General features: G+C 62.1%; 23 protein-coding genes and 3 tRNA genes. 15 read left to right on the top strand and 11 right to left on the bottom strand.

Going from position 1 to position 24547, the window contains the following annotated elements; all coding sequences use genetic code 11:
* Positions 1-25 precede the first annotated feature (25 nt).
* The 5 genes from G3O01_RS38490 to G3O01_RS38510 all read left to right on the top strand — a co-directional run bounded on the left by G3O01_RS38490 (position 26) and on the right by G3O01_RS38510 (position 4947).
* On the top strand, positions 26-949 hold the full coding sequence (locus G3O01_RS38490; protein WP_205812531.1) for a YicC/YloC family endoribonuclease: 924 nt from the start codon (positions 26-28) through the stop codon (positions 947-949).
* 18 nt (positions 950-967) lie between these two features.
* Positions 968-1657 carry a guanylate kinase gene (gmk, locus tag G3O01_RS38495; protein ID WP_205812532.1) on the top strand — a complete coding sequence of 230 codons (690 nt, stop codon included), beginning with the start codon at positions 968-970 and terminating at the stop codon, positions 1655-1657.
* 62 nt (positions 1658-1719) lie between these two features.
* On the top strand, positions 1720-1923 hold the full coding sequence (gene rpoZ, locus G3O01_RS38500) for a DNA-directed RNA polymerase subunit omega (RefSeq protein WP_006025620.1): 204 nt from the start codon (positions 1720-1722) through the stop codon (positions 1921-1923).
* A 75-nt stretch (positions 1924-1998) separates the two neighbouring features.
* The gene (locus G3O01_RS38505) at positions 1999-4383 is read left to right on the top strand and encodes a bifunctional (p)ppGpp synthetase/guanosine-3',5'-bis(diphosphate) 3'-pyrophosphohydrolase (RefSeq protein WP_205812533.1); all 2385 of its coding nucleotides are present in this window, start codon (positions 1999-2001) and stop codon (positions 4381-4383) included.
* A 75-nt stretch (positions 4384-4458) separates the two neighbouring features.
* Positions 4459-4947 (top strand): phage protein NinX family protein, encoded by a 489-nt coding sequence (locus G3O01_RS38510; RefSeq protein WP_205812534.1) that lies wholly within the window; start codon positions 4459-4461, stop codon positions 4945-4947.
* Between the two features lie 77 nt (positions 4948-5024).
* Here G3O01_RS38510 and G3O01_RS38515 read toward each other — a convergent pair.
* Positions 5025-5101, bottom strand: a tRNA-Arg gene (locus G3O01_RS38515).
* Positions 5102-5194: 93 nt separating this feature from the next.
* Positions 5195-5271, bottom strand: a tRNA-Arg gene (locus G3O01_RS38520).
* Between the two features lie 120 nt (positions 5272-5391).
* Between G3O01_RS38520 and greB the strand changes: the two genes are divergently transcribed.
* A complete protein-coding gene (greB, locus tag G3O01_RS38525; RefSeq protein ID WP_205812535.1) occupies positions 5392-5964 on the top strand; it encodes a transcription elongation factor GreB in 573 nt (190 codons plus the stop codon).
* A 97-nt stretch (positions 5965-6061) separates the two neighbouring features.
* On the opposite strand, the gene G3O01_RS38530 is transcribed toward greB, so the two are convergent.
* Together G3O01_RS38530 and G3O01_RS38535 are read right to left on the bottom strand one after the other, a co-directional pair.
* Positions 6062-7210, bottom strand: coding sequence for a porin (locus G3O01_RS38530; protein ID WP_205812536.1), 1149 nt, complete (start codon positions 7208-7210; stop codon positions 6062-6064).
* A gap of 529 nt (positions 7211-7739) precedes the next feature.
* Positions 7740-7946, bottom strand: coding sequence for a hypothetical protein (locus G3O01_RS38535; RefSeq protein ID WP_205812537.1), 207 nt, complete (start codon positions 7944-7946; stop codon positions 7740-7742).
* Between the two features lie 407 nt (positions 7947-8353).
* Between G3O01_RS38535 and G3O01_RS38540 the strand changes: the two genes are divergently transcribed.
* On the top strand, positions 8354-8557 hold the full coding sequence (locus tag G3O01_RS38540; RefSeq protein ID WP_205812538.1) for a cold-shock protein: 204 nt from the start codon (positions 8354-8356) through the stop codon (positions 8555-8557).
* A 336-nt stretch (positions 8558-8893) separates the two neighbouring features.
* On the top strand, positions 8894-10072 hold the full coding sequence (locus tag G3O01_RS38545) for an exonuclease domain-containing protein (RefSeq protein WP_205812539.1): 1179 nt from the start codon (positions 8894-8896) through the stop codon (positions 10070-10072).
* On the opposite strand, the gene G3O01_RS38550 is transcribed toward G3O01_RS38545, so the two are convergent.
* Both G3O01_RS38550 and G3O01_RS38555 read right to left on the bottom strand, forming a co-directional pair.
* On the bottom strand, positions 10069-10665 hold the full coding sequence (locus G3O01_RS38550; RefSeq protein WP_205812540.1) for a chorismate mutase: 597 nt from the start codon (positions 10663-10665) through the stop codon (positions 10069-10071). The two genes, G3O01_RS38545 and G3O01_RS38550, sit on opposite strands and share 4 nt — an antisense overlap.
* A 330-nt stretch (positions 10666-10995) precedes the next feature.
* Positions 10996-11145 (bottom strand): hypothetical protein, encoded by a 150-nt coding sequence (locus tag G3O01_RS38555; protein WP_205812541.1) that lies wholly within the window; start codon positions 11143-11145, stop codon positions 10996-10998.
* 225 nt (positions 11146-11370) lie between these two features.
* On the opposite strand from G3O01_RS38555, the gene G3O01_RS38560 reads away from it, so the two are divergent.
* Positions 11371-11751 (top strand): DUF2946 domain-containing protein, encoded by a 381-nt coding sequence (locus tag G3O01_RS38560; protein ID WP_205812542.1) that lies wholly within the window; start codon positions 11371-11373, stop codon positions 11749-11751.
* A gap of 40 nt (positions 11752-11791) precedes the next feature.
* Here the strand turns inward: G3O01_RS38560 and G3O01_RS45665 are convergent, their stop codons facing one another.
* The gene (locus G3O01_RS45665) at positions 11792-11926 is read right to left on the bottom strand and encodes a hypothetical protein (RefSeq protein WP_277403084.1); all 135 of its coding nucleotides are present in this window, start codon (positions 11924-11926) and stop codon (positions 11792-11794) included.
* On the opposite strand from G3O01_RS45665, the gene G3O01_RS38565 reads away from it, so the two are divergent.
* The 3 genes from G3O01_RS38565 (at position 11925) to G3O01_RS38575 (ending at position 16036) form a co-directional block, all read left to right on the top strand.
* Positions 11925-14306, top strand: a complete 2382-nt coding sequence (locus tag G3O01_RS38565) for a TonB-dependent receptor (RefSeq protein WP_205812543.1) — start codon at positions 11925-11927, stop codon at positions 14304-14306. The genes G3O01_RS45665 and G3O01_RS38565 overlap by 2 nt on opposite strands.
* Positions 14307-14410: 104 nt before the next feature.
* Positions 14411-15565: a glycoside hydrolase gene (locus G3O01_RS38570; RefSeq protein WP_241024639.1), complete on the top strand. Its 1155-nt coding sequence runs from the start codon at positions 14411-14413 to the stop codon at positions 15563-15565.
* A complete protein-coding gene (locus G3O01_RS38575; protein ID WP_205812545.1) occupies positions 15566-16036 on the top strand; it encodes a TlpA family protein disulfide reductase in 471 nt (156 codons plus the stop codon). It abuts the gene before it with no gap.
* Here G3O01_RS38575 and G3O01_RS38580 read toward each other — a convergent pair.
* A complete protein-coding gene (locus tag G3O01_RS38580) occupies positions 16033-16977 on the bottom strand; it encodes a LysR family transcriptional regulator (RefSeq protein WP_205812546.1) in 945 nt (314 codons plus the stop codon). The genes G3O01_RS38575 and G3O01_RS38580 overlap by 4 nt on opposite strands.
* A gap of 93 nt (positions 16978-17070) precedes the next feature.
* Between G3O01_RS38580 and G3O01_RS38585 the strand changes: the two genes are divergently transcribed.
* Positions 17071-18294, top strand: a complete 1224-nt coding sequence (locus G3O01_RS38585) for a CoA transferase (protein WP_205812547.1) — start codon at positions 17071-17073, stop codon at positions 18292-18294.
* On the top strand, positions 18287-19426 hold the full coding sequence (locus G3O01_RS38590) for an acyl-CoA dehydrogenase family protein (protein ID WP_205812548.1): 1140 nt from the start codon (positions 18287-18289) through the stop codon (positions 19424-19426). The genes G3O01_RS38585 and G3O01_RS38590 overlap by 8 nt, the downstream gene beginning before the upstream one ends.
* 112 nt (positions 19427-19538) lie before the next feature.
* Here G3O01_RS38590 and G3O01_RS38595 read toward each other — a convergent pair.
* The 3 genes from G3O01_RS38595 to pepN all read right to left on the bottom strand — a co-directional run bounded on the left by G3O01_RS38595 (position 19539) and on the right by pepN (position 23607).
* Positions 19539-19614 (bottom strand) — tRNA-Thr (locus G3O01_RS38595).
* Between the two features lie 83 nt (positions 19615-19697).
* The gene (locus G3O01_RS38600; protein ID WP_035989922.1) at positions 19698-20714 is read right to left on the bottom strand and encodes a class 1 fructose-bisphosphatase; all 1017 of its coding nucleotides are present in this window, start codon (positions 20712-20714) and stop codon (positions 19698-19700) included.
* 190 nt (positions 20715-20904) lie between these two features.
* On the bottom strand, positions 20905-23607 hold the full coding sequence (gene pepN / locus G3O01_RS38605; protein WP_205812549.1) for an aminopeptidase N: 2703 nt from the start codon (positions 23605-23607) through the stop codon (positions 20905-20907).
* Positions 23608-23799: 192 nt separating this feature from the next.
* Here pepN and G3O01_RS38610 point away from each other — a divergent pair, with 192 nt between their 5' ends.
* Positions 23800-24504, top strand: coding sequence for a DUF4136 domain-containing protein (locus G3O01_RS38610; RefSeq protein ID WP_205812551.1), 705 nt, complete (start codon positions 23800-23802; stop codon positions 24502-24504).
* Positions 24505-24547: the final 43 nt, after the last annotated feature.

Below are 24547 nucleotides of genomic sequence, written 5' to 3' on the forward strand. Positions count from 1 at the left end.
CGCGACCACAATCGCGAGACCTATCATGATCTACAGTATGACTGGCTATGCGAGCGCCACGCGCGAACTCGCAGCGGCATCGGGCAACGGCGGCGTCAGCGTGTCCGTCGAACTGCGCACGGTGAACTCGCGCTTTCTCGATCTGAACTTCCGGATGCCGGAAGACGTCCGCGTGTGCGAACCGACGCTGCGCGAAATGCTGATGAACAAGCTGTCGCGCGGCAAGGTCGATATCCGTATCAACCTGCAGCGCAGCGAGCAGTCGGCGAACGCAGGCGCGCTCAACCGCGACGCACTCGAACAGCTCGCCGTACTCGAGCGCTCGGTGCTCGAAGCGTTTCCGGATGCGGGCCGTCTGCGCACGGGTGAAATCCTGCGCTGGCCGGGCGTGCTGGCCGAGAGCGGCGTGTCGCCGGAAGTGCTGCGTGATGCCGTGCTCGCATGCGGCAAGCAGGCGATCACGGATCTGATCGATGTGCGCGGGCGCGAAGGCGCGCAACTCGCCACGATGCTGCTGAACAACGTCAGCGAGATGGAAGCGATCGTCACGCGCATCACGCCGCTCGTGCCGGAACTGATTGCCAAGCATCAGCAGAAGATCGTCGAACGTCTGCAGGAAGCGCTCGGTATCGCCGCGCCGGACCAGTCGGCGACGATCGTGTCGCGCGAAGAGATCGCCGAGCGCATCCGTCAGGAAGTGACGATGTACGGCATTCGCATCGACATCGCGGAAGAACTGTCGCGCCTCACCGCGCACCTGAACGAAACGCGCCATGTCATCACGAAGGGCGGCAAGGTCGGCAAGCGTCTGGACTTCATGATGCAGGAGCTGAACCGCGAAGCGAACACGCTCGGCTCGAAGGCCGCCGCGAAGGAACTCGCCGATTCGTCGATGACGCTCAAGCTGCTCATCGAGCAGATGCGCGAACAAGTACAAAACCTGGAGTAATACGGGAGTCTCACCAGCATGACCGAACCTAAAGCCGAACCGAAGCGCGAAGGCGCGCCGCGCAATCCGTACGCAGGTGTCTATCCGGGCAACCTGTTCATGGTCGTCGCGCCGTCGGGCGCAGGCAAGTCGACGCTCGTCAACGCGCTGCTCGCGCGTGATCAGGCAATTCGACTGTCGATTTCGTACACCACGCGCAAGCCGCGTCCGAAGGAACAGGACGGCGAGCACTATCACTTCACGACCGTCGAAGATTTCCTTCAACGTCACGACGCGGGCGAGTTTCTCGAAAGCGCGGAAGTGCACGGCAACTACTATGCGACCTCGCGCGTGTGGATCGAAGAGCAGATGAAAAGCGGCCATGACGTGCTGCTCGAAATCGACTGGCAGGGCGCGCAGCAGGTAAAGAAGCAGTTCCGCAATGCTGTCGAAATTTTCATCTTGCCGCCGTCGCTCGAAGCGCTCGAAGAGCGTCTGAAGAAGCGCGGCCAGGACGAGCCGAACGTGATTACGCGACGTCTTCTCGCAGCGGGCAGCGAGATGGCGCACGCAGCGGAAGCGGAGTATGTCGTGATCAACGAAAACTTCGATCGTGCGCTCGCTGAACTGCAATGCCTCGTGTCGGCGACGCGCTCGCGCTTCGCATCGCAATACGCGCGCCACACGGACCTCTTCATGCAGCTCGGCATCCACCTGCCGCACGCATGATACGGGCGAGGTCGCAAGGACATAAGGTAGAATAACCAACATACAGAGAAGGAATTTTCAACATGGCCCGCATTACCGTCGAAGACTGTCTCAAACAGATCCCGAATCGTTTCGAACTGGCGCTCGCTGCAACGTATCGCGCACGTCAGCTCGCTCAAGGCCACACGCCGAAAATCGAAAGCCGCGACAAGCCCACGGTCGTTGCGCTGCGCGAGATCGCGGCTGGTCAGGTTGGCGTTGAAATGCTGAAGAAGGTGCCTGTCTAAGGCACGCTTCATCGTTTGATCGTCGTGTAACACAACCCTACGCGTGCAGACGGCACTATCGACACGGAGGCGACCATGAGCACCAATCCCTCGCCATCCGCCACGGAAGTGGACCATGCTGCCCAGGAACACGATAGCGATTCGCCATCGTCTGCACGCAAGTACATCGACGCGGTCCTCGAACAATCGTTTCGCCATCTGTTCGGGCCGACCGCCACGCCGGAGCAGCCGCGCCGGCATGATGTCGTCTCCATCGCCAAGCTGACTTCTGCGCTGTCCGGCTATCTGAGCCCGGAAGAGATCAAGGAAGTCAAAGCCGCGTTCCACTTCAGCGACGAAGCCCACCTCGGGCAATACCGTCAAAGCGGCGAACCCTACATCACGCACCCTGTTGCCGTCGCGGAAACGTGCGCGGCGTGGAAGCTCGACGCGCAGTCCATCATGGCCGCGCTCCTTCACGACGTGATGGAAGATCAGGGCGTGACCAAGACCGAACTCGCGGAGCGCTTCGGCGCGAAGGTCGCGGAACTGGTAGACGGGTTGTCGAAGCTGGACAAGATGGAATTCCGCAGCCGCGAGGAAGCGCAGGCGGAAAACTTCCGCAAGATGCTGCTCGCGATGGCGCGCGACGTCCGCGTGATACTCGTGAAGCTCGCGGATCGGCTTCACAACATGCGCACGCTCGGCGCCGTGCCGCCGGAAAAGCGCCGCCGTGTCGCGCGCGAAACGCTGGATATCTACGCGCCGATCGCGCACCGGCTGGGCCTGAACAATACGTATCGCGAACTGCAGGATCTCAGCTTCGCGAACTTCAATCCGCACCGTTACGCCACGCTCGAGAAGGCTGTGAAGGCGGCGCGCGGCAATCGTCGCGAAGTGGTCGGCAAGATTCTCGAATCGGTGCAGCGGGCTATCTCGGACGCGAAGCTCGATGCCGAAGTGACGGGCCGCGAGAAAACCATCTTCAGCATCTACAAGAAGATGCGCGACAAGCAGTTGTCGTTCTCCCAGGTGCTGGATGTGTACGGCTTCCGCGTGGTCGTGGAAAGCCCGCTCGAATGCTATACGTGCCTCGGGGCGCTGCATGCGCTGTACAAGCCGGTGCCGGGCAAGTTCAAGGACTACATCGCGATTCCGAAGGTCAACGGCTATCAGTCGCTGCACACCACGCTGGTCGGCCCGTTCGGCGCGCCGATCGAGTTCCAGGTGCGCACGCGCAAGATGCACGAGATCGCGGAAGCGGGCGTCGCCGCGCACTGGCTGTACAAGAACGGCGGCGCGGATCTGAACGATGTGCAGAAGCGCGCGCATCAGTGGCTCAAATCGCTGCTCGACATTCAGAGCGAAGTTGGCGATTCGAGCGAATTCCTCGAACACGTCAAGATCGACCTGTTCCCGGACGCCGTCTATGTCTTCACGCCGAAGTCGAAGATCATGGCGCTGCCGCGCGGCGCGACGGCTTTGGATTTCGCGTATTCGATCCACAGTGACCTGGGCAACCAGTGCGTCGCGGTGAAGATCAACAACGAACTGCTGCCGCTGCGTACCGAGTTGAAGAGCGGCGATATCGTCGAAGTGATTACGGCGCCGTATTCGAAACCGAATCCCGCGTGGCTTGGTTTCGTGCGCACGGGCAAGGCGCGTACGGCGATCCGCCACTATCTGAAGACGATGCGCCTGAACGAGTCGGTGCAGCTCGGCGAACGTCTCGTCGACCAGTCTTTGAAGGGCTATGGTCTCGCGCTGTCGGATGTCACGCCAGAAGTGTGGGACAAGCTCGTGCTGTGGACGGGCAACAAGAACCGTCAGGAAATTTTCGCGGATATCGGTCTCGGCCGGCGTGTTGCGGCTGTGATGGCCAAGCGTATCGAAGTGCTGATGAACGGCCGCGACGGCCACGAAGGCGACGACGATCATCCGCGTTCCGAGCACAGCACGTCGAATGCGCCGCCGGTCGTCATCACGGGTACAGAAGGGATGTCGGTGCAGCTTTCAGCATGCTGCCGGCCGATTCCCGGCGACAACATCATGGGCTACATCGGCATCGGTCTCGGCATGGCGATCCATACGACGGATTGCCGCGTCGCGCAGCGCATTCACCGGCGCGATCCGGGCCGCTGGATCGACGTCGCGTGGGCGCCGCAGCCGGGCCGCCTGTTCGACGTCGCGGTCAAGGTGCTGGTCAAGAACACCAAGGGCGTGTTCGCGCGCGTCGCGGCGGATATCACGTCCGCGGACGCGAACATCGTCCACATTGCGATGGACGAAGACCAGTCGCAGGAATCGACGGTGCTGCGCTTCGTCATTCAGGTCAGCGACCGCGTGCATCTGGCCAACGTGATGCGCCGCGTGCGGACCAACCTCGACGTGATGCGCATCGCGCGCGAACGGCCGAGCGAAGAAGGGCATCGTCATCATGACGGCGGCATGCGGATCGATCGCGAGCGCGCCGATTACTGAAATCGAAGTTGAGAGGCGGGTGCGTCGTTTTCCCGTGGCGCGTTCGAGCCTCTGCCTGTCCACAGGAACAACACGATGAACGTAGCTGATCTCTCCGATCTGGCGCTCGACTACTGGGTCGCCCGCAGCCTGCACGACTTCGTGCGCGAAATCCACTTTACCGATAGCGGTCGCGTCGTCTCGATACGCGGCAACGACCGCGGTCGTCCGTGGGATGGGCGCTTCACGCCGTCTACTTCGTGGGAAGCTGCCGCCGTGGTGCTGGAGCGCGCACAACGGCTCGAAGTACGTGAGCGCACGCGTGACGGCGCGGCGCATTGCGTCGCGGATTTCGAGGGCGGGCACAAGACGGTATCCGCGCATGGCGAATCGCTGCGTATCGCGCTTCTGAGGGCGTTCGTGATCAGCCAGTTCGGCGATACCGTAGATGACGTCGTGCGTCAGCCCCAATCGCTGTTTGGAACCCGGGCGACGCCAATTGGCGAGCAGTGGTCGGTGGGAATCGAGAACGATATGCCCAATCCGGATGGCGAGATCGGCGATATCAAGTCAGCGCCGCGTTGAAGCCGCAGCCAGAGAACAAACGGAGAGGGGAAGGGTAGAAAGACAAAGGGCCTTCCGATCGGAAGGCCCTTCATGGGTGGCGCGGCTGGCAGGATTCGAACCCACGACCCCTTGGTTCGTAGCCAAGTACTCTATCCAACTGAGCTACAGCCGCACGCTAAACTTGAACTGCTTGGGTGACGCTTACTGCTTGCATTCGCCCCGGTGAAACGAAAGGGCCTTCCAGGAGGAAGGCCCTCGAAAAAAGTGGCGCGGCTGGCAGGATTCGAACCCACGACCCCTTGGTTCGTAGCCAAGTACTCTATCCAACTGAGCTACAGCCGCACGCAGAAATGAGATTATAGCAAGGTCTCAGAAAAAGGGAAGGGGCAACCCGGAAATTTGTGACAACAGCCGTATCATGTACGCTAGATATCTGGATGTCCGCCTCAACGCCGAACCATTATGAACAAAGCCTTTGTCAAAGAATCGACTGACGAGAACGACGACGATCTCGACGCCGCGCAACCCGACATGCCCGCGGGCGCGAAGAACTACATCACGCCTGCCGGCTACCGGCGTTTGCGGGACGAACTGCTGCACCTGATCGACGAGGCGCGGCCGGAGGTCGTGAAGCTGGTGTCGTGGGCGGCTTCCAACGGCGACCGGTCGGAGAACGGCGATTACATCTATGGTAAGCGCCGTCTGCGGGAAATCGACCGGCGTATCCGTTTTCTCACCAAGCGCATCGATCTGGCCGAGGTCGTGCACAGCAGCCGTCAGGAGAGCACGGATCAGGTGTTCTTCGGCGCGACTGTCGAGTACGCGACGGAAGACGGCGAGACGCATACGGTGAGGATCGTCGGTATCGACGAGGTGAATCTGGATGAGGGCCACGTCAGCTGGATTTCACCCATCGCGCGGGCGCTGCTGAAGTCGAAGATCGGCGATCAGGTGACCTTGCATACGCCTGCCGGGCCGCAGCCGATCGATGTGGTCGACGTCGCCTATCCGACGCGTGAGGAAGAGGAGGCGTAGCTGCTGCGCACAAAAAGGCGCGGCAGAACGCCGGAGCCCAGACGAAAAAAAGGCGCCGCAAGCGGCGCCTTTTTCATGCTGCAAATACTGCTGATGCTTAGAAGCGGTGACGCAGACCAGCCGTCACAGCAACTTGCTTCTCGTTGCCCGAACCAGCCAGACCGTTGATGTCGGCGTTCAGGCCAACACCGTTTTCGCTGATTTGCTGGTATTCGCCTTGCAGGTACACGTCGGTACGCTTCGACAGCGCGTAAGCCGTCTGCAGGTTGAACTGGTTCCAGTGCGGACGTTGACCTTCGATGCTTGCACGCGTGTACGTGTACGAACCAGCGACGCTCAGAGCCGGCGTCAGTGCGTAACGTGCGTTTGCTTCGAAGTTCTGGAAGTGTGCGCTCGAGCCGTTCAGGCCAACACCGCCCGTCACGCCCGAAGCACCTGCGCCGATGCCTGCGAGGCTCGACAGGTTCGTTTGCGTGTACACGAGGCCAGCCGTTGCCGGGCCGAACGTGTAGTTTGCGCCTGCGCCCCACGTTTGCTGGCGGCCAGCGAAGAACGTGTTGTCGCCGTTGATTGCGCCACCCGAGTTGAATGCAGCTTGTGCGCCCGTTGCGCCGTTGCTGTTCAGTTGCAGGTAAGCAGCAGCCAGGTTGAAGCCAGCGAAGCTGTACGACGCGCCCGCGCTGTATGCACGGTTGTTCGCGAAGCCGTCAGCCTGGTTCGAGAAGCCATACAACGCGCCGAACTTGAAGCCAGCGTAGTTCGCGCTCTGGTACTTGACCGAGTTGTTGACGCGGAACGAGTTGTTCAGGTTGTCGTTGTCGAACGGGTGAGCGAACTGCGTGCCGCCGTATTGCGTGCCCGTCAGTGCCAGCGGGCCGACGTAGTCGACCATGCTGTCATATTGACGGCCCAGGGTCACAGAACCGTACTGGTCGCTTGCGAGACCGACGAATGCCTGACGGCCGAACAGACGGCTGTTCTGCTTGAGCGTGCCGTCATTGATGCCGAAGCCGTTTTCCAACGTGAAGATTGCCTTCAGGCCGCCGCCGAGGTCTTCAGCGCCGCGCAGGCCGAAACGGCTGCCGTTCACCGAACCGCTCGTCATCTGGACGTTGCTGTGGCCGTGCTGGTTGTTCGTGTAGGTGATGCCGGCGTCGATCAGGCCGTACAGCGTGACGCTGCTTTGCGCATGCGCAGCCGTTGCAAATACGCCCGTGAGGGCCGCGACCATGAGAGTCTTTTTCATCTTTGTAACTCCGAGAACAGGATGGGTTTTGGAAACCCAGGCTTGAAGGAAACTTCACGCGAGTGCTGCGAGAGGGCAAAGTCGCGTGAACAACGCACGGTGACCGACGTGCGTTCGTTTCCGGGTAGGCAAAGTGTAGAGACGCGGTACGCCTGATGGCCGTTCCGAATTCCGCAATAAAGTATTACCGCAGAGGAAATTATTGGGATAAACGCTGAAAGCCTTATTGATAAAGGCTTTCCGGCCGATTGGCTCGTGGCGGGCTATGGTGTCAACCTTTGCGCGTTGTTCAATTACGACATGAAATGACGTACGAAAACAACGCAAAAATAGTTGAATTGCGATTGTTGCCACGTCTGCAATAGTAGATTGCGAGAGTCGCGGCTAATCAAATTGGCATCGAGCGCTATACTGAAATCTCTGCTTTTCGAAGCAGACTTTTTCGTTGACGAAAAAGATCTCCAAACCTTTGTCGGCGCGACTTCGCAAGAGTCGCGCTTTTTTTTGCCTGCTTTTTCCCTTCTTTGAATTACTGATGCCTTCCGTCCGGACCAACGGGCGCGAATTCAAGTCCCGGCGTCAGGCTCCAATCTTCGATCACGTAATGACGCGCGTCCATTGGGGAAGACAGCAGGTTCTGCCAGTGATCGCCGTGCCACATCGGGTCGGGGAGCGGTGCGCCCTTCGTGGATTGGAACAGTTGCGCGGCGAGGCGGCGAAGGGAGCTGAACAGCATGGCATTTCTCCGATTGCAAACTGCTGTCTGAAATGTTGAGGCTCACAGTTCACCTTAACAAGTCGTGAAAACACTTACGAAAGACACGATTTGTTACATCCCGGAAAACTTTCCTCACAATTATTCAATCTTGTCTGTCGTATCGGCAATTCAGACCGATGCGGTTCATTAAAGCTGACTAAATCCCGACTCAGCGTTCGCTTTAACAATGTTTTGACGAGCATCCAGGTTTCGATTTGAAACCGCTTGACGCCTATATGCGCTTGCCCGTATAAATGCCCTGCTGGATTTTCGATGGCGGAACTTTAATTGTGCAACGCGCATATTCCGGTTCTCGAAATCGCGGATCGCGAACGGCATTTAATTTAATTGCATTGCTTGTCATATCAAATCGAGGAAAGTGGAACATGGAAACGGGTATCGTCAAATGGTTCAACGATGCTAAAGGCTTCGGCTTCATCACGTCCGACGCGGGCGGCGAAGACCTCTTCGCGCACTTCTCGGAGATTCGCGCGGAAGGCTTCAAGTCGCTGAAGGAGAACCAGCGCGTGTCGTTCGACGTGAAGGCTGGGCCGAAGGGCAAGCAGGCTGCGAACATCCAGCCGCTTTAAAGCGCGCTCGGGCCGCTGGCTCTAAGGATAAACCCTCGCTTGGCGGGGGTTTTTTATTGCAGGTGGTTTCTAAATTAATTCGTGCTTGAGCCTGATTGAAAAGGGAAAATGCGAATCGACTGCGTCCGGTCGGTTTCATTCTGATTGGACATTAAACTGTCATATTATCGTAATCCCTTATTGCTGATTTATTTATGGCGATAAGGTGGATATGCTTTTTATGCAGCCGCCGCCCGGGCGATCGTGCGCCATTTCCCATGGATCTGAACTGTCCGCGCATTGCCCGTCGCCGATAGGGCATACTTGTGCAAAGTCACGCATCCCACTGTTTTCCTCATGTCTGAACTGCTTCTGTCTGAGCCGGCCCTCGATGTGCCTATCGTTTTTGTCGATCTGGAGACGACGGGCGGCTCCGTCGGCGTTCACAGAATCACGGAAATCGGCGTCGTGGAAGTGGGTCCGGATGGCGCGTCCACATGGACGACGCTCGTCGACCCCGGCCAGCCGATCCCGCCTTTCATCCAGCAGCTGACAGGTATCACCGACGCCATGGTGCGCGGCGCACCCACGTTCGAATCGATTGCCCCGGAGCTGTTCGCGCGGCTCGACGGCAAGCTGTTCATCGCGCACAACGCGAACTTCGATCGCGGCTTTCTGCGCAGCGAGTTCCAGCGCGTCGGCTTTGCGTTCAATCCGGACATGCTGTGCACGGTGCGCCTGTCGCGCGCGCTTTTCCCCGCGGAAAAGCGTCACGGCCTCGATGCGCTGGTCGAGCGGCACGCGCTGGTGCCGTCGGATCGCCACCGGGCGCTCGCCGACGCCGATCTCATCTGGCAGTTCTGGCAACGTCTTCCAGGCCTCGTTCCCATTGACGTGCTGCGCGCGCAAATCGACAAGACCATGCGCCGTTTCCGTGTCGCAGGCGACATCACCGAAGATCTGCTCGATACCGCGCCCGCCGGCTGTGGCGTGTATGCGTTCTATGGCGAGAACGACGCGCCGTTGTATGTCGGGCGCAGTGTGCGTGTGCGCCAGCGTCTGCGGGCGCATCTGACGGGCGAGCGCCGTTCGTCCAAAGAGATGAAGCTTGCGCAGCAGGTGCGCCGGGTCGAATGGCGCGCAACCGGCGGCGAGATTGGCGCGCTGCTCGCTGAAGCCCAGATGATCGCCGAGCTTCGTCCGCCGAATAACCGCGTGCCGCGCGTGAGTCGCGCGGATCCCGTCGATGCTCCCTGGCCGCATGACGGCGCGATCACGTTCGAGGAGCGCGACGCCGCCGAAGGCGAGCGCGTCTTTCATGTCGTCGACCGATGGCGTTATCTCGGGCACGCACCGTCGCTCGCCGAAGCCGCGACGCTACTCGCGACGAGCGTCCCCGGCCCGTTCGAACTGTCGACGTGGCGCGTTCTCCAGTCGCACCTCGCGCGCGGACTGCGCGTATTGCCGCTCAGCCGGCCGGCCGTCGACACAGCTGCAAGCGCCAGCCTCGCCGCAGCGCCCGCCGACGCAGCCTAGCCCGTCGCCCCGACTCCGCCCGATTCACACACATGCCCGAGCGCGCGCGTCAGCGCAGCGTTGCGGGTGTTGTCGTAGCGCGTGAGCGATTTCCAGTTATCGATGCCACGCGCGACGCGGGTCGGGCAATCGTCCTGCGCGCGCAGCGTCTGCACACGCGCGAGCCCGGCAATCAACGATTGCGTCAGCTTGTCCAGCTGCGGCCTGAGACTCGTCGCGAGATCGGGTGCTGCGCCTTCGGGCGGCCGCGTCGTGCGCCATGAGTCGAACAGCGCGTTCTGCACATCCTTGCTCGCATCGATCTGATCCTGGAAGAACTCGTGCGCGAACGCCGGGTCGACACCCGCGCGCGCCGCGCGCTTTTCGACGTCGGCGAGCAAGGCCTGCTCACGCGGCGTATCGGTGATCGGCTGACGATGCGCCCACTTGTATCGCGCGACCGGCTCGGCAAGCGACAGCCGTTGCGACACCAGTGCAATCAGATTCGTGAGCGCGGTGTCGTCGCCGTCAGCGCGTGCCGACACCGGCGTGAAGGCGAGGGTGGAAGCGACCAGGATCGCGCCAAGCGCGCCGATGAAATGCGGACGGGTCATTGAACGTGATGCAGCATTCGGCTGCACGAGGTAAAGGAAAAGACAGAAGAATAGACGAAGCGCACGACTATGCGTGTTGCATGCGCAGCGAACGGCAGGACAGCGAAGGAGAGAAGCGGTGGCGTGCAGCCGCGAGCAGGCGTGCGCGAGCGCGACACATTGACGCGTCGTGAGCCGGCGTTCAGCAGAACGAAGTCAGCTGCGAGCCTTGTTGAAACGTGCGCGCGCACTGATGCTGCGCCACGATGAAGGAAGCGCACAGGCGCGCGTCAACACTGCGCGCAAGCATTCGCTGCGCGAACCCCGATGCTGCAATGCACACAACGACGGTTACTTCGGATCGCACGACTTGCGTTGTTCGTCGAAGAACGCGCGAACATGCTCAGGCAGTTCTGCGCCCAAAAACTCAACGCCTGCTGGTTCCGGATCCGGACAAAACACCTTGTCGGGGGTCGGAATCTTCGGCGGTTTGGTATCCATGATCTTTCTCCTTTACGAATTCATTATGTCCCTCTGAACGCGCACCACACCAGCGCTGCCGCACATAGCCGATGTTTTGGCACGGTCTGTGTTGCTTAAACGGCACATGGTCCCAGGGAACGAAACACCTTGTTTAGAATTTAACGATTGTCTGTATTGCAGTACCTCTAAACACCGTCTCGCGGCCGCTTGCTATACTGCGCGCTCAAATTTTCCCAAGTCGCGATGACACGTTCGACACGCTGGATCAGTCTCGTATGGCTGGCGCTGGTACTTAATGTACTGTCGCCTGTCATCGGCTATGCGCGTGCGCCGGGCGCTCAAGGCCCGCTTTCTGTCGAGCTCTGTCACGCGGCCGGTGCGCAGAATGTCGTCATCGACCTGAATGGTTCGCACGACAACACGTCGAAGACGCACCTCGTCGCTCCCCACTGTGTCTACTGTCCGGGCTTCGCTGCCAACTTCGCGCTTGGCGCGAGAGTCCCGTTCGTCACGCCTCCCGTTCGTACGCTCGCCTACGCGCAAGCCACCGAACCGGAAGCCGTCTTTGTGCGCCGCAGCGTACGCGTCGCACAGCCTCGCGCCCCACCTGTCACGTCGATCTGAAGCTGTTCCCAGCCAGTCCGTCCGTTCGCGCCTGACGTCGTCATGACGTAGCGGGCGGCGGGCCGTCATGCACGCGCGTGTCTGGCCGTTCGTCTGTCGTGTCGTTCGTCACGATTGAACGGGAAGACATGCGCGTCGGCATGGCGTCGTCGATCACGTTTCCAGGATTCTTCATGCGCATCGTTTCCGCTGCGCTGTCCGCACGCACGCCACTTTCGTTTGCGTGCGCGGCAGTGTTCGCCGCTCAGCCAGCATGGGCTGACGAAAGTACGACCGATCGTGCCGCTACCGCTTCTTCAGCGTCCGATACTTCGGTCTCCCATTCTTCTGTAACGAACAGTTCCGCTAATTCGTTGACGGACATTGCCAATACATTGCAGGCAGTGAGCGTGACGGCCGCGCGAGCCGCGCCCGCGTTCGCGCCCAACACGCCCGGCGTCGTCGAAAGCATGACGCGCGAGCAGATCGACGCGCGCAACATCGTCAACACGGAAGACGCGCTCAAATACATGCCCAATGTGATGGTGCGCAAGCGCTTCACGGGCGATCGCAACTCGGTGTTCGCCGGCCGCGACTTCAACGAGCTGCAAAGCGCCCGGGGTCTCGTCTATGCCGACGGGCTGTTGCTGTCGAACCTGCTGGGCTCGAGTTACGCGTATCCGCCGCGCTGGTCGCTGATCGCACCCGACGATATCGCGCAGGTCGAGGTGCTCTACGGTCCGTTCTCGGCGCTGTATCCGGGCAACTCGATCGGCTCGACGGTGCAGATCACGACGCGCAAGCCGGAGAAACTCGAGGCGTCGCTGGATACGCAGTTCTTCACACAGCATTACGACGATGCTTACGGCTTCTCGGACAACTTCGGCGGCAATCATCAGACGGCACATATCGCGGATCGCGTGGGCCGCTTCTGGTATTCGCTGACGCTCGACCGTCTCGAGAACAACAGCCAGCCGTTGCAGTACGCGAGCCCGAACAGCACGTACAACGCGAAGCTCGGTGCGCCCGTCGCGGTGACGGGCGCGGCCACGGACATCGGCCCGACCGGCCAGCCACGCGTGATCGTCGGCCCGCAGATGATGGAGCGCACCGAGCAGATCAACGAAAGCGTGCGCATGGGCTACGCGATCACCGACCACGTCGACGCGACGCTCACGCTCGGCCACTGGGAAAACCACTACAAGGACCGCGCGCAGACGTTCCTGACCGACGCGGCGGGCAATCCCGTCTACACGGGCAACGTGACGATCGGCGGGAAGAACTACACGATCTCGCCGACCGCGTTTTCGCCCGCCAACGGCGATCAGGAAAACTGGCTCTACGCGTTCGGCCTGAACGCGCGGCTCGATTCGGGCTGGAAGCTCTCGGGCATCGTGTCTGGATACGACGTGTCGCGCGACACGCTGCGTTCGTCGACGACGGCGCCGCCAGCCGCGTACAGCGGCGGCCCCGGCACGATCTTCTACGGCGACGGCACCGGCTGGCGCACCTTCGACCTGAAAGCCGAGTCGCCGTCGTACGCCGGGCATGCGCTCACCGTCGGCTATCACTACGACAACTACTTCCTGCGCAACGAAACCTGGAACACGCCCGACTGGCTCAACGGCTCGCCGTCGACGCTCGCCAGCACCTATCGCGGCGACACGCGCACGCAGGCGCTGTACGGCCAGGACGCGTGGCGTTTCGCGCCCGGCTGGCTGGCGACGCTCGGTCTGCGCTACGAGCGCTGGGACGCGTACGACGGCGCGCTCGGCAACGCGTCGTCGACGTTCGGCTATGCGGACCGCAGCGCGAACGCGCTGTCGCCGAAAGCGTCGGTGCAATGGCAGGCGACGGAGGACTGGCTGTTTCGCCTGTCGTTCGCGACGGGCACGCGCTTTCCGAGCGTCGCCGAGCTGTTTCAGGGAACGATTTCCAACAACGCGATCGTCAACAACAATCCCGGCCTGAAACCGGAGAAGGCGATCGACTGGGACTTCACGGCGGAACGCGATGTCGGCGTGGGCGTCGTGCGGGCGAGCGTGTTCCAGAGCGATCTGCGCGATTCGATCTATAGCCAGACAACTGTCAGCGGCTCGACGACGGTCACCAACATCTCGAACGTCGACCGCGTGCGCGTGCGCGGCGTCGAACTGGCGTTCTCGGGGCAGAACGTGCTGCTGCACGGGCTCGATCTCGACGCCAACGTGAGCGCGACCCACTCGAAGATTCTCGCCGACTCGGCGAATCCGTCGTATGTCGGCAAGCGCTTCCCGCGTATTCCCGTCGTGCGGGCGAATCTGCTCGCGAACTACCACTTCACCCAGCAGTGGCAGGGCAGCGTGGGCATGCGCTACTCGGGCCGCCAGTACAACACGCTCGATAACAGCGACATCAATCCCGATGTCTATGGCGGCACCAGTTCGTTCTTCGTGATCGACGTGAAGGCGCGCTATCAGATGGGCAAGCACTGGCTGGCGTCGGTCGGCATCGACAACCTGACGGACCGCCGCTACTACGTCTTCCACCCCTATCCGGGCCGCACCTTCTACGGAGAACTCAAATGGATGCTTTAAAAAAATGGGCGACGGTGTGCGCCGTCGGATTCTCGCTGGCACAGGCATCGATCGCGCATGACATGCAGATGGACATGGGAGGCGCCAAAGGCGGAACAGGCGGCATGAACATGAGCGCCGGCGCGGCTGCGAAGCCCGCGAAAGCGCCACTCGCAACGGGCGCCGCGTTCGATGCGAAACATCGGCTGTGGGTCGCGTGGGTCGAAGGCCAGCATGTGGTGGTGGCGCATTCGGACGATCGTGGCCGCACGCTGTCGCCGCCTGTCACCGTCAACGCGATGCCTGAGCCAATCTATACGAGCGCCGAGAATCGTCCGAAGGTTGCCGCAAGCCCCGACGCGAAGACGATCTACGTCACGTGGTCGATGCCGCTCGATGCGCCGTACACCGGCATGGTCCGCTTCTCGCGCTCGACGGACGGCGGCGCGACATGGAGCGTGCCCGCCACGGTGCACGGCGACCGGCAGCCAATCACGCATCGTTTCGATTCGCTGATCGTCGATGGGCAAGGGCGCATTTTCGTCACGTGGATCGACAAGCGCGATCTGACGCTCGCGAAGAAAGCCGGCAAGCCGTATGACGGCGCGGCCGTCTACTACGCGGTATCGACGGATGGCGGCGAGACTTTCCAGCCCGAGCGCAAGGTCGCCGATCACACGTGCGAGTGCTGCCGCATCGCGCTGGCGTTGGACAACGAAGGCCGCGTGCAGGCGATGTGGCGCAACGTCTTCGAAGGCCAGATCCGCGATCACGCGCTCGCCGTGCTGCCCGCCGGCGCGCAGCAACCCGTCGTGCCGATCCGCGCGACGTTCTCCGGCTGGCACATGGAAGCGTGCCCCGAGCACGGCCCGGCGCTCGCGATCACGCCGGACGGCGTGCGGCACATGGCGTGGTTCAGCGTCGTCAACGGACGCGCGGACGTCTACTACTCGCGCCTGTCCGCCGATGGCAAGCCGCTCGGCGAGCCGTGGGCATTCGGCGATACCGGCAAGCCGGACGAGCAGGCCTCGCACGCGGCGCTGATCGCGCGCGGCAAGACGCTGTGGCTCGCTTGGAAGGCCTTCGACGGCGACACGATGCGCCTGATGCTGCGCCGCTCCGACGACGAAGGCGCGCACTGGAGCGCGCCGCGCACGCTCGCTCAGACGGCGGGCGGCAGCGACAACCCGCAACTGCTCGACGACGCGGGCCGCATCTATCTGTCATGGCGTACGCAGAACGACGGCTACATGCTCGTGCCCGTCGAGGAGGCCAAATAAATGAAGCGAATCTTGCTGACGCTCGCGGCGTGCCTGTTAGCCGCCGCACAGGCGCAGGCGGCCGATCTCAAGCCGCTGCGCGCCGCCGATGTCGATGCAGTGCTCGCAGGTTCGCAAGGCAAGCCGCAAATCGTCGAAATCTGGTCGCTAGACTGCAGCTATTGCCGGGAGAACACGGCGCGGATCGTCGAATGGCAGAAGAAGCATCGCGGCGTGCGCCTGACGATGATCGCGATGGATCCCATTGACGACAATGCGCAAGCGCTGTCGCAAGTGCTCGCGACATTGCCGCTTGCGCCGCAAACGGCGCTCTATGCGAATGCCGAAGCGATCCCGGAAAAGCTGCGGCGCGCGCTCGATCCGAACTGGCACGGCGAGATGCCGCGCACGCTGCTGATCGATGCGCATGGCGCGCGGCAGGCGTCGAGCGGCTTGCTGCAGCCTGCCGCACTCGATGCGTGGCTTCGTTAGCCGGTTCTGACCGGCTTGCGTCGCGTGGTCGCGGCTCGACCGGCTCGCTTCGATAGCGCCTGGTCGACCGCGTCGCGCATGCATTGCGCGACGAGTTCCGATGCTCTCGTGCGCGACGCGCGCGCGGGCCGCGCGATCACCAGCGGCTGGCGAATGGTTTCTTCGCGGATCGGCTTCTCGACTGCGCCCGCCACCGCCGCCTGATCCCCGTGCGTGATCAGCAGCGATACGCCAAGTCCGTTCGCCACCATCCCGCGCACCAGTTCCAGCGACGTCGCGCGATAGCGCACTTCGGGCGCGAGTCCGCATTGCCAGAATGGCGCCATCAGAAACTCGCGGCTGTGCGGCAGATCGATCAGGATCAGTGGCTCTGTCGCGAGTTCGTGCAGCGACAGCTTGCCCGCTTTCTTTGCGAGCCTCGATTCCGCCGGCACGAGTGCGTAGGGTCGCAATTCCGCGAGCGACTCGCGTTCGATATCGGCGGGCAGGCCGACGTCGTACATCAGCGCGAGTTCGATACGGCTGCTGCGCAACGCGTCTTCGAGCTGCATCAGGTCGCCTTCGACAAAGCGGATCGACAGATTCGGGAAGCGTGCGTGCGCGATGCGCAGCAGCACGGGCAGATAGATGGGCGCGATCGTGCTGAATATGCCGATCTGCACTTCGCCTGACGCGGCGTCGCCGCTGTCATCCGCTTCGAACGACGCGGCGGCGTTAAGCAATTGATGCGCTTCCGCGAGCTTGCGCGTGCCAAAGCGCGTCAAGGTCATCTTCGCGCCCGATTCGCGGGTGAACAGCGTGTCGTCGAATAGCGCTTCGAGTTCGCGAATGGCCACGGAAATCGACGGCTGCGACACGTTCAGCAGTCTGGCGGCCGCTGTCGTGCTGCCTGTTTCGGCCGCCGCCGTGAAATAACGCAGAAGCCGCAACGAGACACGCATCAGGAAATCCTATAGGTGCTAGTTTGATTCCATATTTTACTTGATAGGCTGCGCCGCCCAGAATCGTTGCATCTCTGACGAAAGGAGCGTTCGATGCAAGGTTCGAATTTGCCGCTCGAAGGCCTGCGCGTGATCGACTTCTCGCGCGTGCTGGCGGGGCCGTATTGCGCCGCGCTGCTCGGCGATCTGGGCGCCGATGTGATCAAGATCGAGCCGCCGACGGGCGACGACTATCGTGCGGTTGGCCCGTTTGCCGCCGATGGCGAAAGCGGTCTGTTCGCCGCGATGAACCGCAACAAGCGCAGCATCGTGCTCGATCTGAAGACGGAAGCAGGGCGCGAGCTCGCGTGCGCGTTGTGCACGGATGCCGATGTCGTCGTCGAGAATTTCCGGCCGGGTGTCGCGGACAAACTGGGTATCGGCTATGCGCAGTTGAGTGAGTTGAATCCGTCGCTCGTGTACGCGAGCGTGTCGGGTTTCGGGCAGACGGGGCCTGAGTCGCGTCGCCCGGCATACGACATCATTCTGCAGGCGATGTGCGGACTGATGGACGCAACCGGTTCGCCCGACGGTGCGCCGACGATGATCGGCGAGTCGGTGTCGGACGTGGTCAGCGGACTGTTTGCTTCGTGGGGCGTGCTTGCCGCGTTGCTCGCGCGCGAGAAGAGCGGCAAGGGCACGCACGTCGATGTGTCGATGTTCGACGCCACGCTTGGATTGAGCGCGACGCTCGTCGCTCGCTATGCGGCAACGGGCATCGCGCCGCGCCGTGTGGGCAACCGGCATCCGTCGTCGGCGCCGTTCGGCGCGTATCGCGCAGCTGACGGTTTCTATGTCGTCGCGGTCCTGAACAACAAGTTGTTTGCGGCATTTGCGTATGCAATCGGCGCGCCGCATCTTGCCGACGATCCGCGCTTTGCGAGCGATGCGTTGCGTTGCCAGCATGAAGCCGATCTGCGTGTGGTGATCGAAGCGTGGTCATCGGCGTTGAGCGTTGACGAGGTCAATCGCGTTCTCGGCGAAGCAGGCATTCCAGTCGCACCGATCCGTAATCTCCAGCAGGCTCTGGAAAGCGAGCACGCGGCGCATCGAGCTGTGTTGACCGACGTGCGAAGAGCGAGCGGACAGATGAAGCGTCTGCCGTCGCAGCCGGTGAAATTTTCTGCTTACGCGGCGAATCGTGTGAGTCCTGCGCCCGCGTTAGGTGAGCATGCCGATGCGCTGTTGCAGCAACTCGGCTACGACGCCGAAGACATCGCGTCATTGCGCGAGCGTGGTGCTTTCGGCGTTCGTGCGAAGGAGCGGGATCATGCATAAGCGTCTGGGCATCGAAGACAGCGACCTCGAAATCGCCGATGCGATCTCGCGTTTCGCACAAGGCGAACTAGCGCCGCGCGCTGCGCAAGTCGATCGCGATGAGCTTTCGACGGCACGCTATGTCGCGCAACTCGCCGAACTCGGCGTGATGGGCATGAACCTGCCGCAGCGGTGGGGCGGCGTGGATGCATCGCAGGTGGCGATCGTGCTGTCGCTCGTCGAGATTGCTAAAGCGTGCGCGTCGACTTCATCGATGATCGGCGCGCATTACCTCGCCACCGATTCGATCCTGATCGGCGGCGACGACGCGTTGCGTGACCGCTATCTGCCCGACGCGGCCAGCGGCAAAAAGCTCGGCGCGTTCGCATTGACCGAGCCGCGCGCCGGCTCGAATCCCGCCGACATGGCGACGCGCGCCACGCGTGAAGGCGACGGCTACCGGATCACGGGCGTCAAGCATTTCATATCGAACGCGGACGCAGCCGGGTTCATCGTCGTGTATGCGAAAACCGATCCCGAAGCGGGCACGCGCGGCATCAGCGCATTCGTCGTCGACCGGCATACGCCCGGCGTCGATGTCGCGCCCGCCGAGAAACTGATGGGCATTCGCGGCGCGCCGGCGCATGAAGTGGCGCTCGACTGTTTCGTTCCCGCTGCGAACCGGCTGGGCGCGGAGGGCAGCGGTTTTCGCACGGCGATGAAGGTGCTCGACAACAGCCGGCTCGATGTGGCCGCAACGGCTATCGGTATCGCGGAAGCGGGGTTGTCGGCGGCGGTCGGTTGGCTCAAAGAGCGCAGAGTGGGCGGCGAGCCCTTGTCGTCCCGTCAGGGTTTGCAATGGACGATCGCCGATATGAAGACCCGGCTCGAAGCGGCCTGGTTGCTGACGTTGCAGGCAGCCGCGAAGCGTGCGGCGGGCGAGGCGTTCACGCAGGATGCGTCGATGGCGAAGCTCTATGCGTCGGAGATGGTTGCATTCGTCACCGATGCAGCATTGCAGATGCACGGCGGCTACGGCTTCACGCGTGAGATGCCGCTTGAGCGCTACGTGCGCGATGCGCGGATCTTGCGGATTTACGAAGGCTCGTCCGAGATTCAACGGACTGTGATTGCGAGAACGGTGCTGGGATGAGCGAAGAGGGCGCGCGTTGATACGCTCTAAAACGTGAACAAGGTGCGCACGCAAGCGGTCGCGCAAAACAAAAAGCCCAGTCACGAGGACTGGGCTTTTTGCTTGATTCTGCTGGTGCCGGAAAGAGGAATCGAACCCCCGACCTTCGCATTACGAATGCGCTGCTCTACCGTCTGAGCTATTCCGGCTCCGTTGTTGCTTTCGTTTTGATTCGTCAGCAACGAAGAAGCAAGATTATAGAATGCTCGTTAGAGCGTTGCAAGTACTTTTCTTAACTTTTCTTTTCGAGATGGTAGCGGGTCACGCGATCCACTTCATTCTTTGAGCCGAGGAACACTGCGACGCGCTCATGCAGACTCTTCGGCTGGATATCGAGGATGCGCTTCTCGCCGTTGGTCGCCGCGCCGCCCGCCTGTTCGACGATGAACGCCATCGGATTCGCTTCGTACATCAGGCGCAGCTTGCCGGGCTTGGACGGATCGCGCTTGTCGGCGGGATACATGAAGATGCCGCCGCGGTTCAGGATACGGTGCACGTCGGCGACCATCGATGCGATCCAGCGCATGTTGAAGTCCGACTGGCGCGGGCCGTCCTTGCCTGCGTTCAACTCGCCGATGTACTGCTGCACGGGCTCAAGCCAATGCCGCTGGTTCGACGCATTGATCGCGTATTCGCGGGTCTCGACGGGGATGCGCATGTCGCTTTGCGTGAGCACCCACGAGCCGAGTTCGCGGTCGAGCGTGAAGCAGTTGACGCCGTTGCCCGTGGTCAGCACCAGCACGGTTTGCGGGCCGTAGACCGCATAGCCTGCCGCGACCTGCTGCGTGCCTTTTTGCAGGAACGACTGCTCCGTCGGCTGCTGGCCGTCAGGGCAGCGCAGCACCGAGAAGATCGTGCCGATCGACACGTTGACGTCGATGTTCGACGAGCCGTCGAGCGGATCGAACACGAGCAGGTATTCGCCCTTCGGGTAGTTCGCGGGGATCGGGAAGAACTGTTCCATTTCTTCCGATGCCATGCCGGCCAGGTTGCCGCCCCATTCGTTGGCTTCGAGCAGGATTTCGTTCGACAGGATGTCGAGCTTCTTCTGCACCTCGCCCTGCACGTTCTCGCTGCCGGCCGTGCCGAGCGCATCGCCGAGCGCGCCCTTGCTGACGTGATAGCTGATCGCCTTGCACGCACGCGCGACGACTTCGATCAGCAGGCGCAGATCGGCGGGCAGATTATTGTTTTCGCGCTGCTGCTCGATCAGGTACTTCGTGAGAGTGGTACGACGTTGCAAAGACATTGCAGTACTCCGGAGAGGCTTGGGAATTTCCTGATTTTAACCTTTCGATGTGCGGGTTCCGTGACTTTAAAAAATCGGCCGAATCGCGACCAGTTGGCGCAACCGCATAGGAAGAACGGCGAGCCGCCAGACGGACGAAAAAAAGCCGGCAAAAGTGCCGGCTTTTCCATACAGCGAAACGGCCTGAAAATCAGGCCAGCGCCTTCTCCACGATCTCGCGCACATCGCGCGATTTCGCCTGCGCGGCGACCTTTTCCAGCGCCGCGCGCATCTGGTCGCGCAGTGCCGGCGTGAAGCGGCGCCACAGTTCCAGTGCGCGAGCAAGGCGCGCTGCAACCTGCGGGTTGAGCGCATCGAGCGCGATCACCTGGTCGGCCCAGAACGCATAGCCCGAGCCGTCCTGTGCGTGGAACTGCGCCGGATTCGCCGAGCAGAAGCTGAAGATCAGCGAGCGGGCGCGGTTCGGGTTCTTCAGCGTGAACGCGGGATGCGCCATCAGCTTGCGCACGATTTCGATCACAGGCCGCTGCTTCGCGCCGCGCTGCATTGCCTGCAGCGCGAACCACTTGTCGATCACGAGCGGCTCGTTTTCGAAGCGGCGATAGAAGTCATCGAGCGCCTCAGCCGCCGCCGCACCGCCGTTCGACGCTGCCGCCGTCAGCAACGCAGCGAGCGCCGACGCGCGATCCGTCATGTTGTTAGCCGCGTCGTACTGTGCTTTCGCGAGACGCACGGCGTCGGCGGGATCGTCGAGTTCGGCGAGATAGGCGAGCGCCAGGTTCTTCAGCGCGCGATGGCCGCCAGCCTCGGGCGTCGGCTCGTAGGCGCCCGGCGTCTGATGCCGTTCGTAGATCGTGAGCCAGTCGCCCTTCAGCGCCGACGCCAGACGCTTGCGCACGAACTGGCGCGCGCTGTGCACGGCGGCGGGATTGGACTCGTCCATCTGCTCGGCGAGATATGCCTCCGAAGGCAGCATCAGCGCGAGTTCGCGGAACGCTGGCGACAGCGTTTCGTCGGTCAGCACGCGGCCGAACGCGGCGACGACGGTATCGTCCAGTTCCAGCGCCTTGCCCGTTGCCGCATGCTCGGCGAGCGTGAGCAGTTCGCGCGTCGCGAGACGCTGGCCGGCTTCCCAGCGGTTGAACGGATCGCTGTCGTGTGCGAGCAGGAACGCGAGTTCATCGGCCGTGTAGTCGTACTCGACCACGACGGGTGCCGAGAAATTGCGCAGCAGCGACGGCAGCGGCTTCTCGGCGACATCGACGAACGTGAAGCTCTGTTCCTTTTCTGTGAATTCGAGCACGCGCGTGGTGTGCGGCGATGCCGACGCTTCGCCTTCGAGGCGCAGCGGCAGGTCGTTGCCTTCCTCGCCGATCAGACCGATCGCGAACGGAATCAGCAACGGACCTTTCTGCGTTTCGCGCGCAGCCGCCGACCCATCGCCATAACCTTGCGTGAGCTTCACTGTGTAGCGCTTCTGCGCTGCGTCATAGTGCGTATCGACGGCGACGCGCGGCGTGCCTGCCTGGCTATACCAGCGCTCGTACTGCGCGAGGTCGCGGCCATTGGCGTCGGCCATCGCGTGACGGAAGTCGTCGCAGGTGACGGCCTGACCGTCATGGCGCTTGAAGTACAGATCCATGCCGCGCCGGAAGCCTTCGCGTCCAAACAGCGTCTGATACATCCGCACGACTTCCGAACCCTTCTCGTACACGGTCATCGTGTAGAAGTTGTTGATCTCGACATAGCTTTCCGGACGCACGGGGTGCGCCATCGGACCGGCGTCTTCGGCAAACTGCATCTGACGCAGCACGCGCACGTCTTCGATGCGCTTGGTCGCGCGCGCCGCCTGGTCTTCGCCCGAGCTGCCGCCGCTCGCCATGTCCGCGGAAAATTCCTGGTCGCGGAACACGGTGAGCCCTTCCTTCAGGCTCAACTGGAACCAGTCGCGGCAGGTGACGCGGTTGCCCGTCCAGTTATGGAAGTATTCGTGCCCGACGACAGCCTCGATGTTCGAGAAGTCGGTATCCGTCGCGGTTTCGGGATTGGCCAGCACGTACTTCGTGTTGAAGATATTGAGGCCCTTGTTTTCCATCGCGCCCATGTTGAAGTCGCTCACGGCGACGATCATGAAGCGGTCCAGATCGAGTTCGAGGCCGAAGCGCTCTTCGTCCCAGCGGATCGAATGGATCAGCGAATCCATTGCGTGACGGGTCTTGTCGAGATCGTGCGGCTCGACCCAGACCTGCAGCAGCTTTTCCTTGCCCGAGCCCGACTTCACGCGCTCTTCCAGTGCGACCAGCTTGCCCGCGACCAGCGCGAACAGATAGCTCGGCTTCCTGAACGGATCTTCCCAGCGCGCGAAGTGACGGCCGTCGGGCAGATCGCCTTCTTCGAGCAGGTTGCCGTTAGACAGCAGCACCGGGTACGCGCTCTTGTCGGCGCGCAGCGTCACGGTGTACGTGGCCATCACGTCCGGGCGGTCGAGGAACCAGGTGATGCGCCGGAAGCCTTCGGCTTCGCACTGCGTAAAGAAGTTGCCGCTCGATACATACAGTCCCGATAGCGTCGTATTCGCGGCCGCGTTGACGATGCCTGTCAGCGTCAGTTCGAACGAATCGGGCACGTTGTCGACGGTGAGGCCGTGCTCGTGCGCGTGCACGCTGGCATACGGCTTGCCGTCGATCGATGCTTCGACGAATTCCAGCGCCTCGCCCATCAGTTCGAGATGCGTGGCGCGCACCGCGTCGGGGTTGCGGCGAATGCGCATCGTATTCCTGACGACCGTGCGCTCGGGCACGAGATCGAATTCGAGCTCGACGGTATCGATGAGAAATGCGGGCGGCGCGTAGTCGGCGCGGCGGATCACTTGAGGCGTTTCGGTATCGGCCATGGTGTCGTGTCGGGAATAAGCTCGAAACCGGCGCGTTATATGAAGACTGGGGGACGCCGCGCCGGGTGGTCGGACCATTGTACGCAGCCTCGGCCGATCGTGCGGATAGAACTTTTTACCGTCTTGTCCAGTCAGCGTATTATCGGGCCGCTCGCGCGGCAGGCGCGAGCGACGATACCAACGAGGACGACCATGAAGCTCGACCGATTGACCCGCCACGCCGCGTTTGTATTCGCGGCGCTTGCTACATTGCTGGCTGGCTGCACGACCTATGTGACGACGCAGGTCACGGCTTTCTCGGACTGGAGCGGCAGCGACGCGACGCGCACGTATGCGTTTTCGCGTACGCCCGAGCAGAAGAACAGTCTCGAGCAGGCCACTTACGAGCAGGTCGTCGCGAACGAACTCGCGCTGCATTCATTCCGCCAGACCGACGAGCGCGAAGCGCATTATCTGGTGGCGCTCGCCTACGGCATGCGCTCGGATACCGTGACGGTCGCGCAGCCCGTCTATTACTACAGCGCGTGGCCGGGTCCTTACTACTGGGGCCGCCCGTTCGATCCGTGGGGACCTTGGGGTCCGTGGGGCCCGTATTCGGGCGGCTACGTGAACCAGAGCTATCCGGTGTTCACGCATCTGCTCGGCATCCGTATCACGGATCGCGCGACGGGCAAGGAGATGTACAACGTAACGGCGCGCAATACGGACGAGCAGTCGTCGCTGGTTGCCGCGATGCCGTATCTGGCGCGCAGCGCGATGTCCGATTTCCCGATGGGTAACGGTATCGTCCGTACGGTGAAGCTGCCCGTCGACGGAAAGGGCGCGATCTCGAACGAAGTGGCGGCGGGCAACGCCGCACCGCCCGTGCCGGCTTCGGGGGCGAAGACGGTTCAGTAAGCGCGCTTTTACAGTGAAAAAACGGCCGCATCGTGTGAACGAT

Source organism: Burkholderia sp. Ac-20365 (genome assembly GCF_017104715.1).
In the GTDB taxonomy this organism is placed as follows: domain Bacteria; phylum Pseudomonadota; class Gammaproteobacteria; order Burkholderiales; family Burkholderiaceae; genus Paraburkholderia.

Coding starts and splice junctions, on each gene's coding strand:
- G3O01_RS38490 (WP_205812531.1), top strand. CDS start 26: ATGATCTACAGTATGACTGGCTATGCGAGCGCCACGCGCGAACTCGCA.
- gmk (WP_205812532.1), top strand. CDS start 968: ATGACCGAACCTAAAGCCGAACCGAAGCGCGAAGGCGCGCCGCGCAAT.
- rpoZ (WP_006025620.1), top strand. CDS start 1,720: ATGGCCCGCATTACCGTCGAAGACTGTCTCAAACAGATCCCGAATCGT.
- G3O01_RS38505 (WP_205812533.1), top strand. CDS start 1,999: ATGAGCACCAATCCCTCGCCATCCGCCACGGAAGTGGACCATGCTGCC.
- G3O01_RS38510 (WP_205812534.1), top strand. CDS start 4,459: ATGAACGTAGCTGATCTCTCCGATCTGGCGCTCGACTACTGGGTCGCC.
- greB (WP_205812535.1), top strand. CDS start 5,392: ATGAACAAAGCCTTTGTCAAAGAATCGACTGACGAGAACGACGACGAT.
- G3O01_RS38530 (WP_205812536.1), bottom strand. CDS start 7,210: ATGAAAAAGACTCTCATGGTCGCGGCCCTCACGGGCGTATTTGCAACG.
- G3O01_RS38535 (WP_205812537.1), bottom strand. CDS start 7,946: ATGCTGTTCAGCTCCCTTCGCCGCCTCGCCGCGCAACTGTTCCAATCC.
- G3O01_RS38540 (WP_205812538.1), top strand. CDS start 8,354: ATGGAAACGGGTATCGTCAAATGGTTCAACGATGCTAAAGGCTTCGGC.
- G3O01_RS38545 (WP_205812539.1), top strand. CDS start 8,894: ATGTCTGAACTGCTTCTGTCTGAGCCGGCCCTCGATGTGCCTATCGTT.
- G3O01_RS38550 (WP_205812540.1), bottom strand. CDS start 10,665: ATGACCCGTCCGCATTTCATCGGCGCGCTTGGCGCGATCCTGGTCGCT.
- G3O01_RS38555 (WP_205812541.1), bottom strand. CDS start 11,145: ATGGATACCAAACCGCCGAAGATTCCGACCCCCGACAAGGTGTTTTGT.
- G3O01_RS38560 (WP_205812542.1), top strand. CDS start 11,371: ATGACACGTTCGACACGCTGGATCAGTCTCGTATGGCTGGCGCTGGTA.
- G3O01_RS38565 (WP_205812543.1), top strand. CDS start 11,925: ATGCGCATCGTTTCCGCTGCGCTGTCCGCACGCACGCCACTTTCGTTT.
- G3O01_RS45665 (WP_277403084.1), bottom strand. CDS start 11,926: ATGAAGAATCCTGGAAACGTGATCGACGACGCCATGCCGACGCGCATG.
- G3O01_RS38570 (WP_241024639.1), top strand. CDS start 14,411: ATGAACATGAGCGCCGGCGCGGCTGCGAAGCCCGCGAAAGCGCCACTC.
- G3O01_RS38575 (WP_205812545.1), top strand. CDS start 15,566: ATGAAGCGAATCTTGCTGACGCTCGCGGCGTGCCTGTTAGCCGCCGCA.
- G3O01_RS38580 (WP_205812546.1), bottom strand. CDS start 16,977: ATGCGTGTCTCGTTGCGGCTTCTGCGTTATTTCACGGCGGCGGCCGAA.
- G3O01_RS38585 (WP_205812547.1), top strand. CDS start 17,071: ATGCAAGGTTCGAATTTGCCGCTCGAAGGCCTGCGCGTGATCGACTTC.
- G3O01_RS38590 (WP_205812548.1), top strand. CDS start 18,287: ATGCATAAGCGTCTGGGCATCGAAGACAGCGACCTCGAAATCGCCGAT.
- G3O01_RS38600 (WP_035989922.1), bottom strand. CDS start 20,714: ATGTCTTTGCAACGTCGTACCACTCTCACGAAGTACCTGATCGAGCAG.
- pepN (WP_205812549.1), bottom strand. CDS start 23,607: ATGGCCGATACCGAAACGCCTCAAGTGATCCGCCGCGCCGACTACGCG.
- G3O01_RS38610 (WP_205812551.1), top strand. CDS start 23,800: ATGAAGCTCGACCGATTGACCCGCCACGCCGCGTTTGTATTCGCGGCG.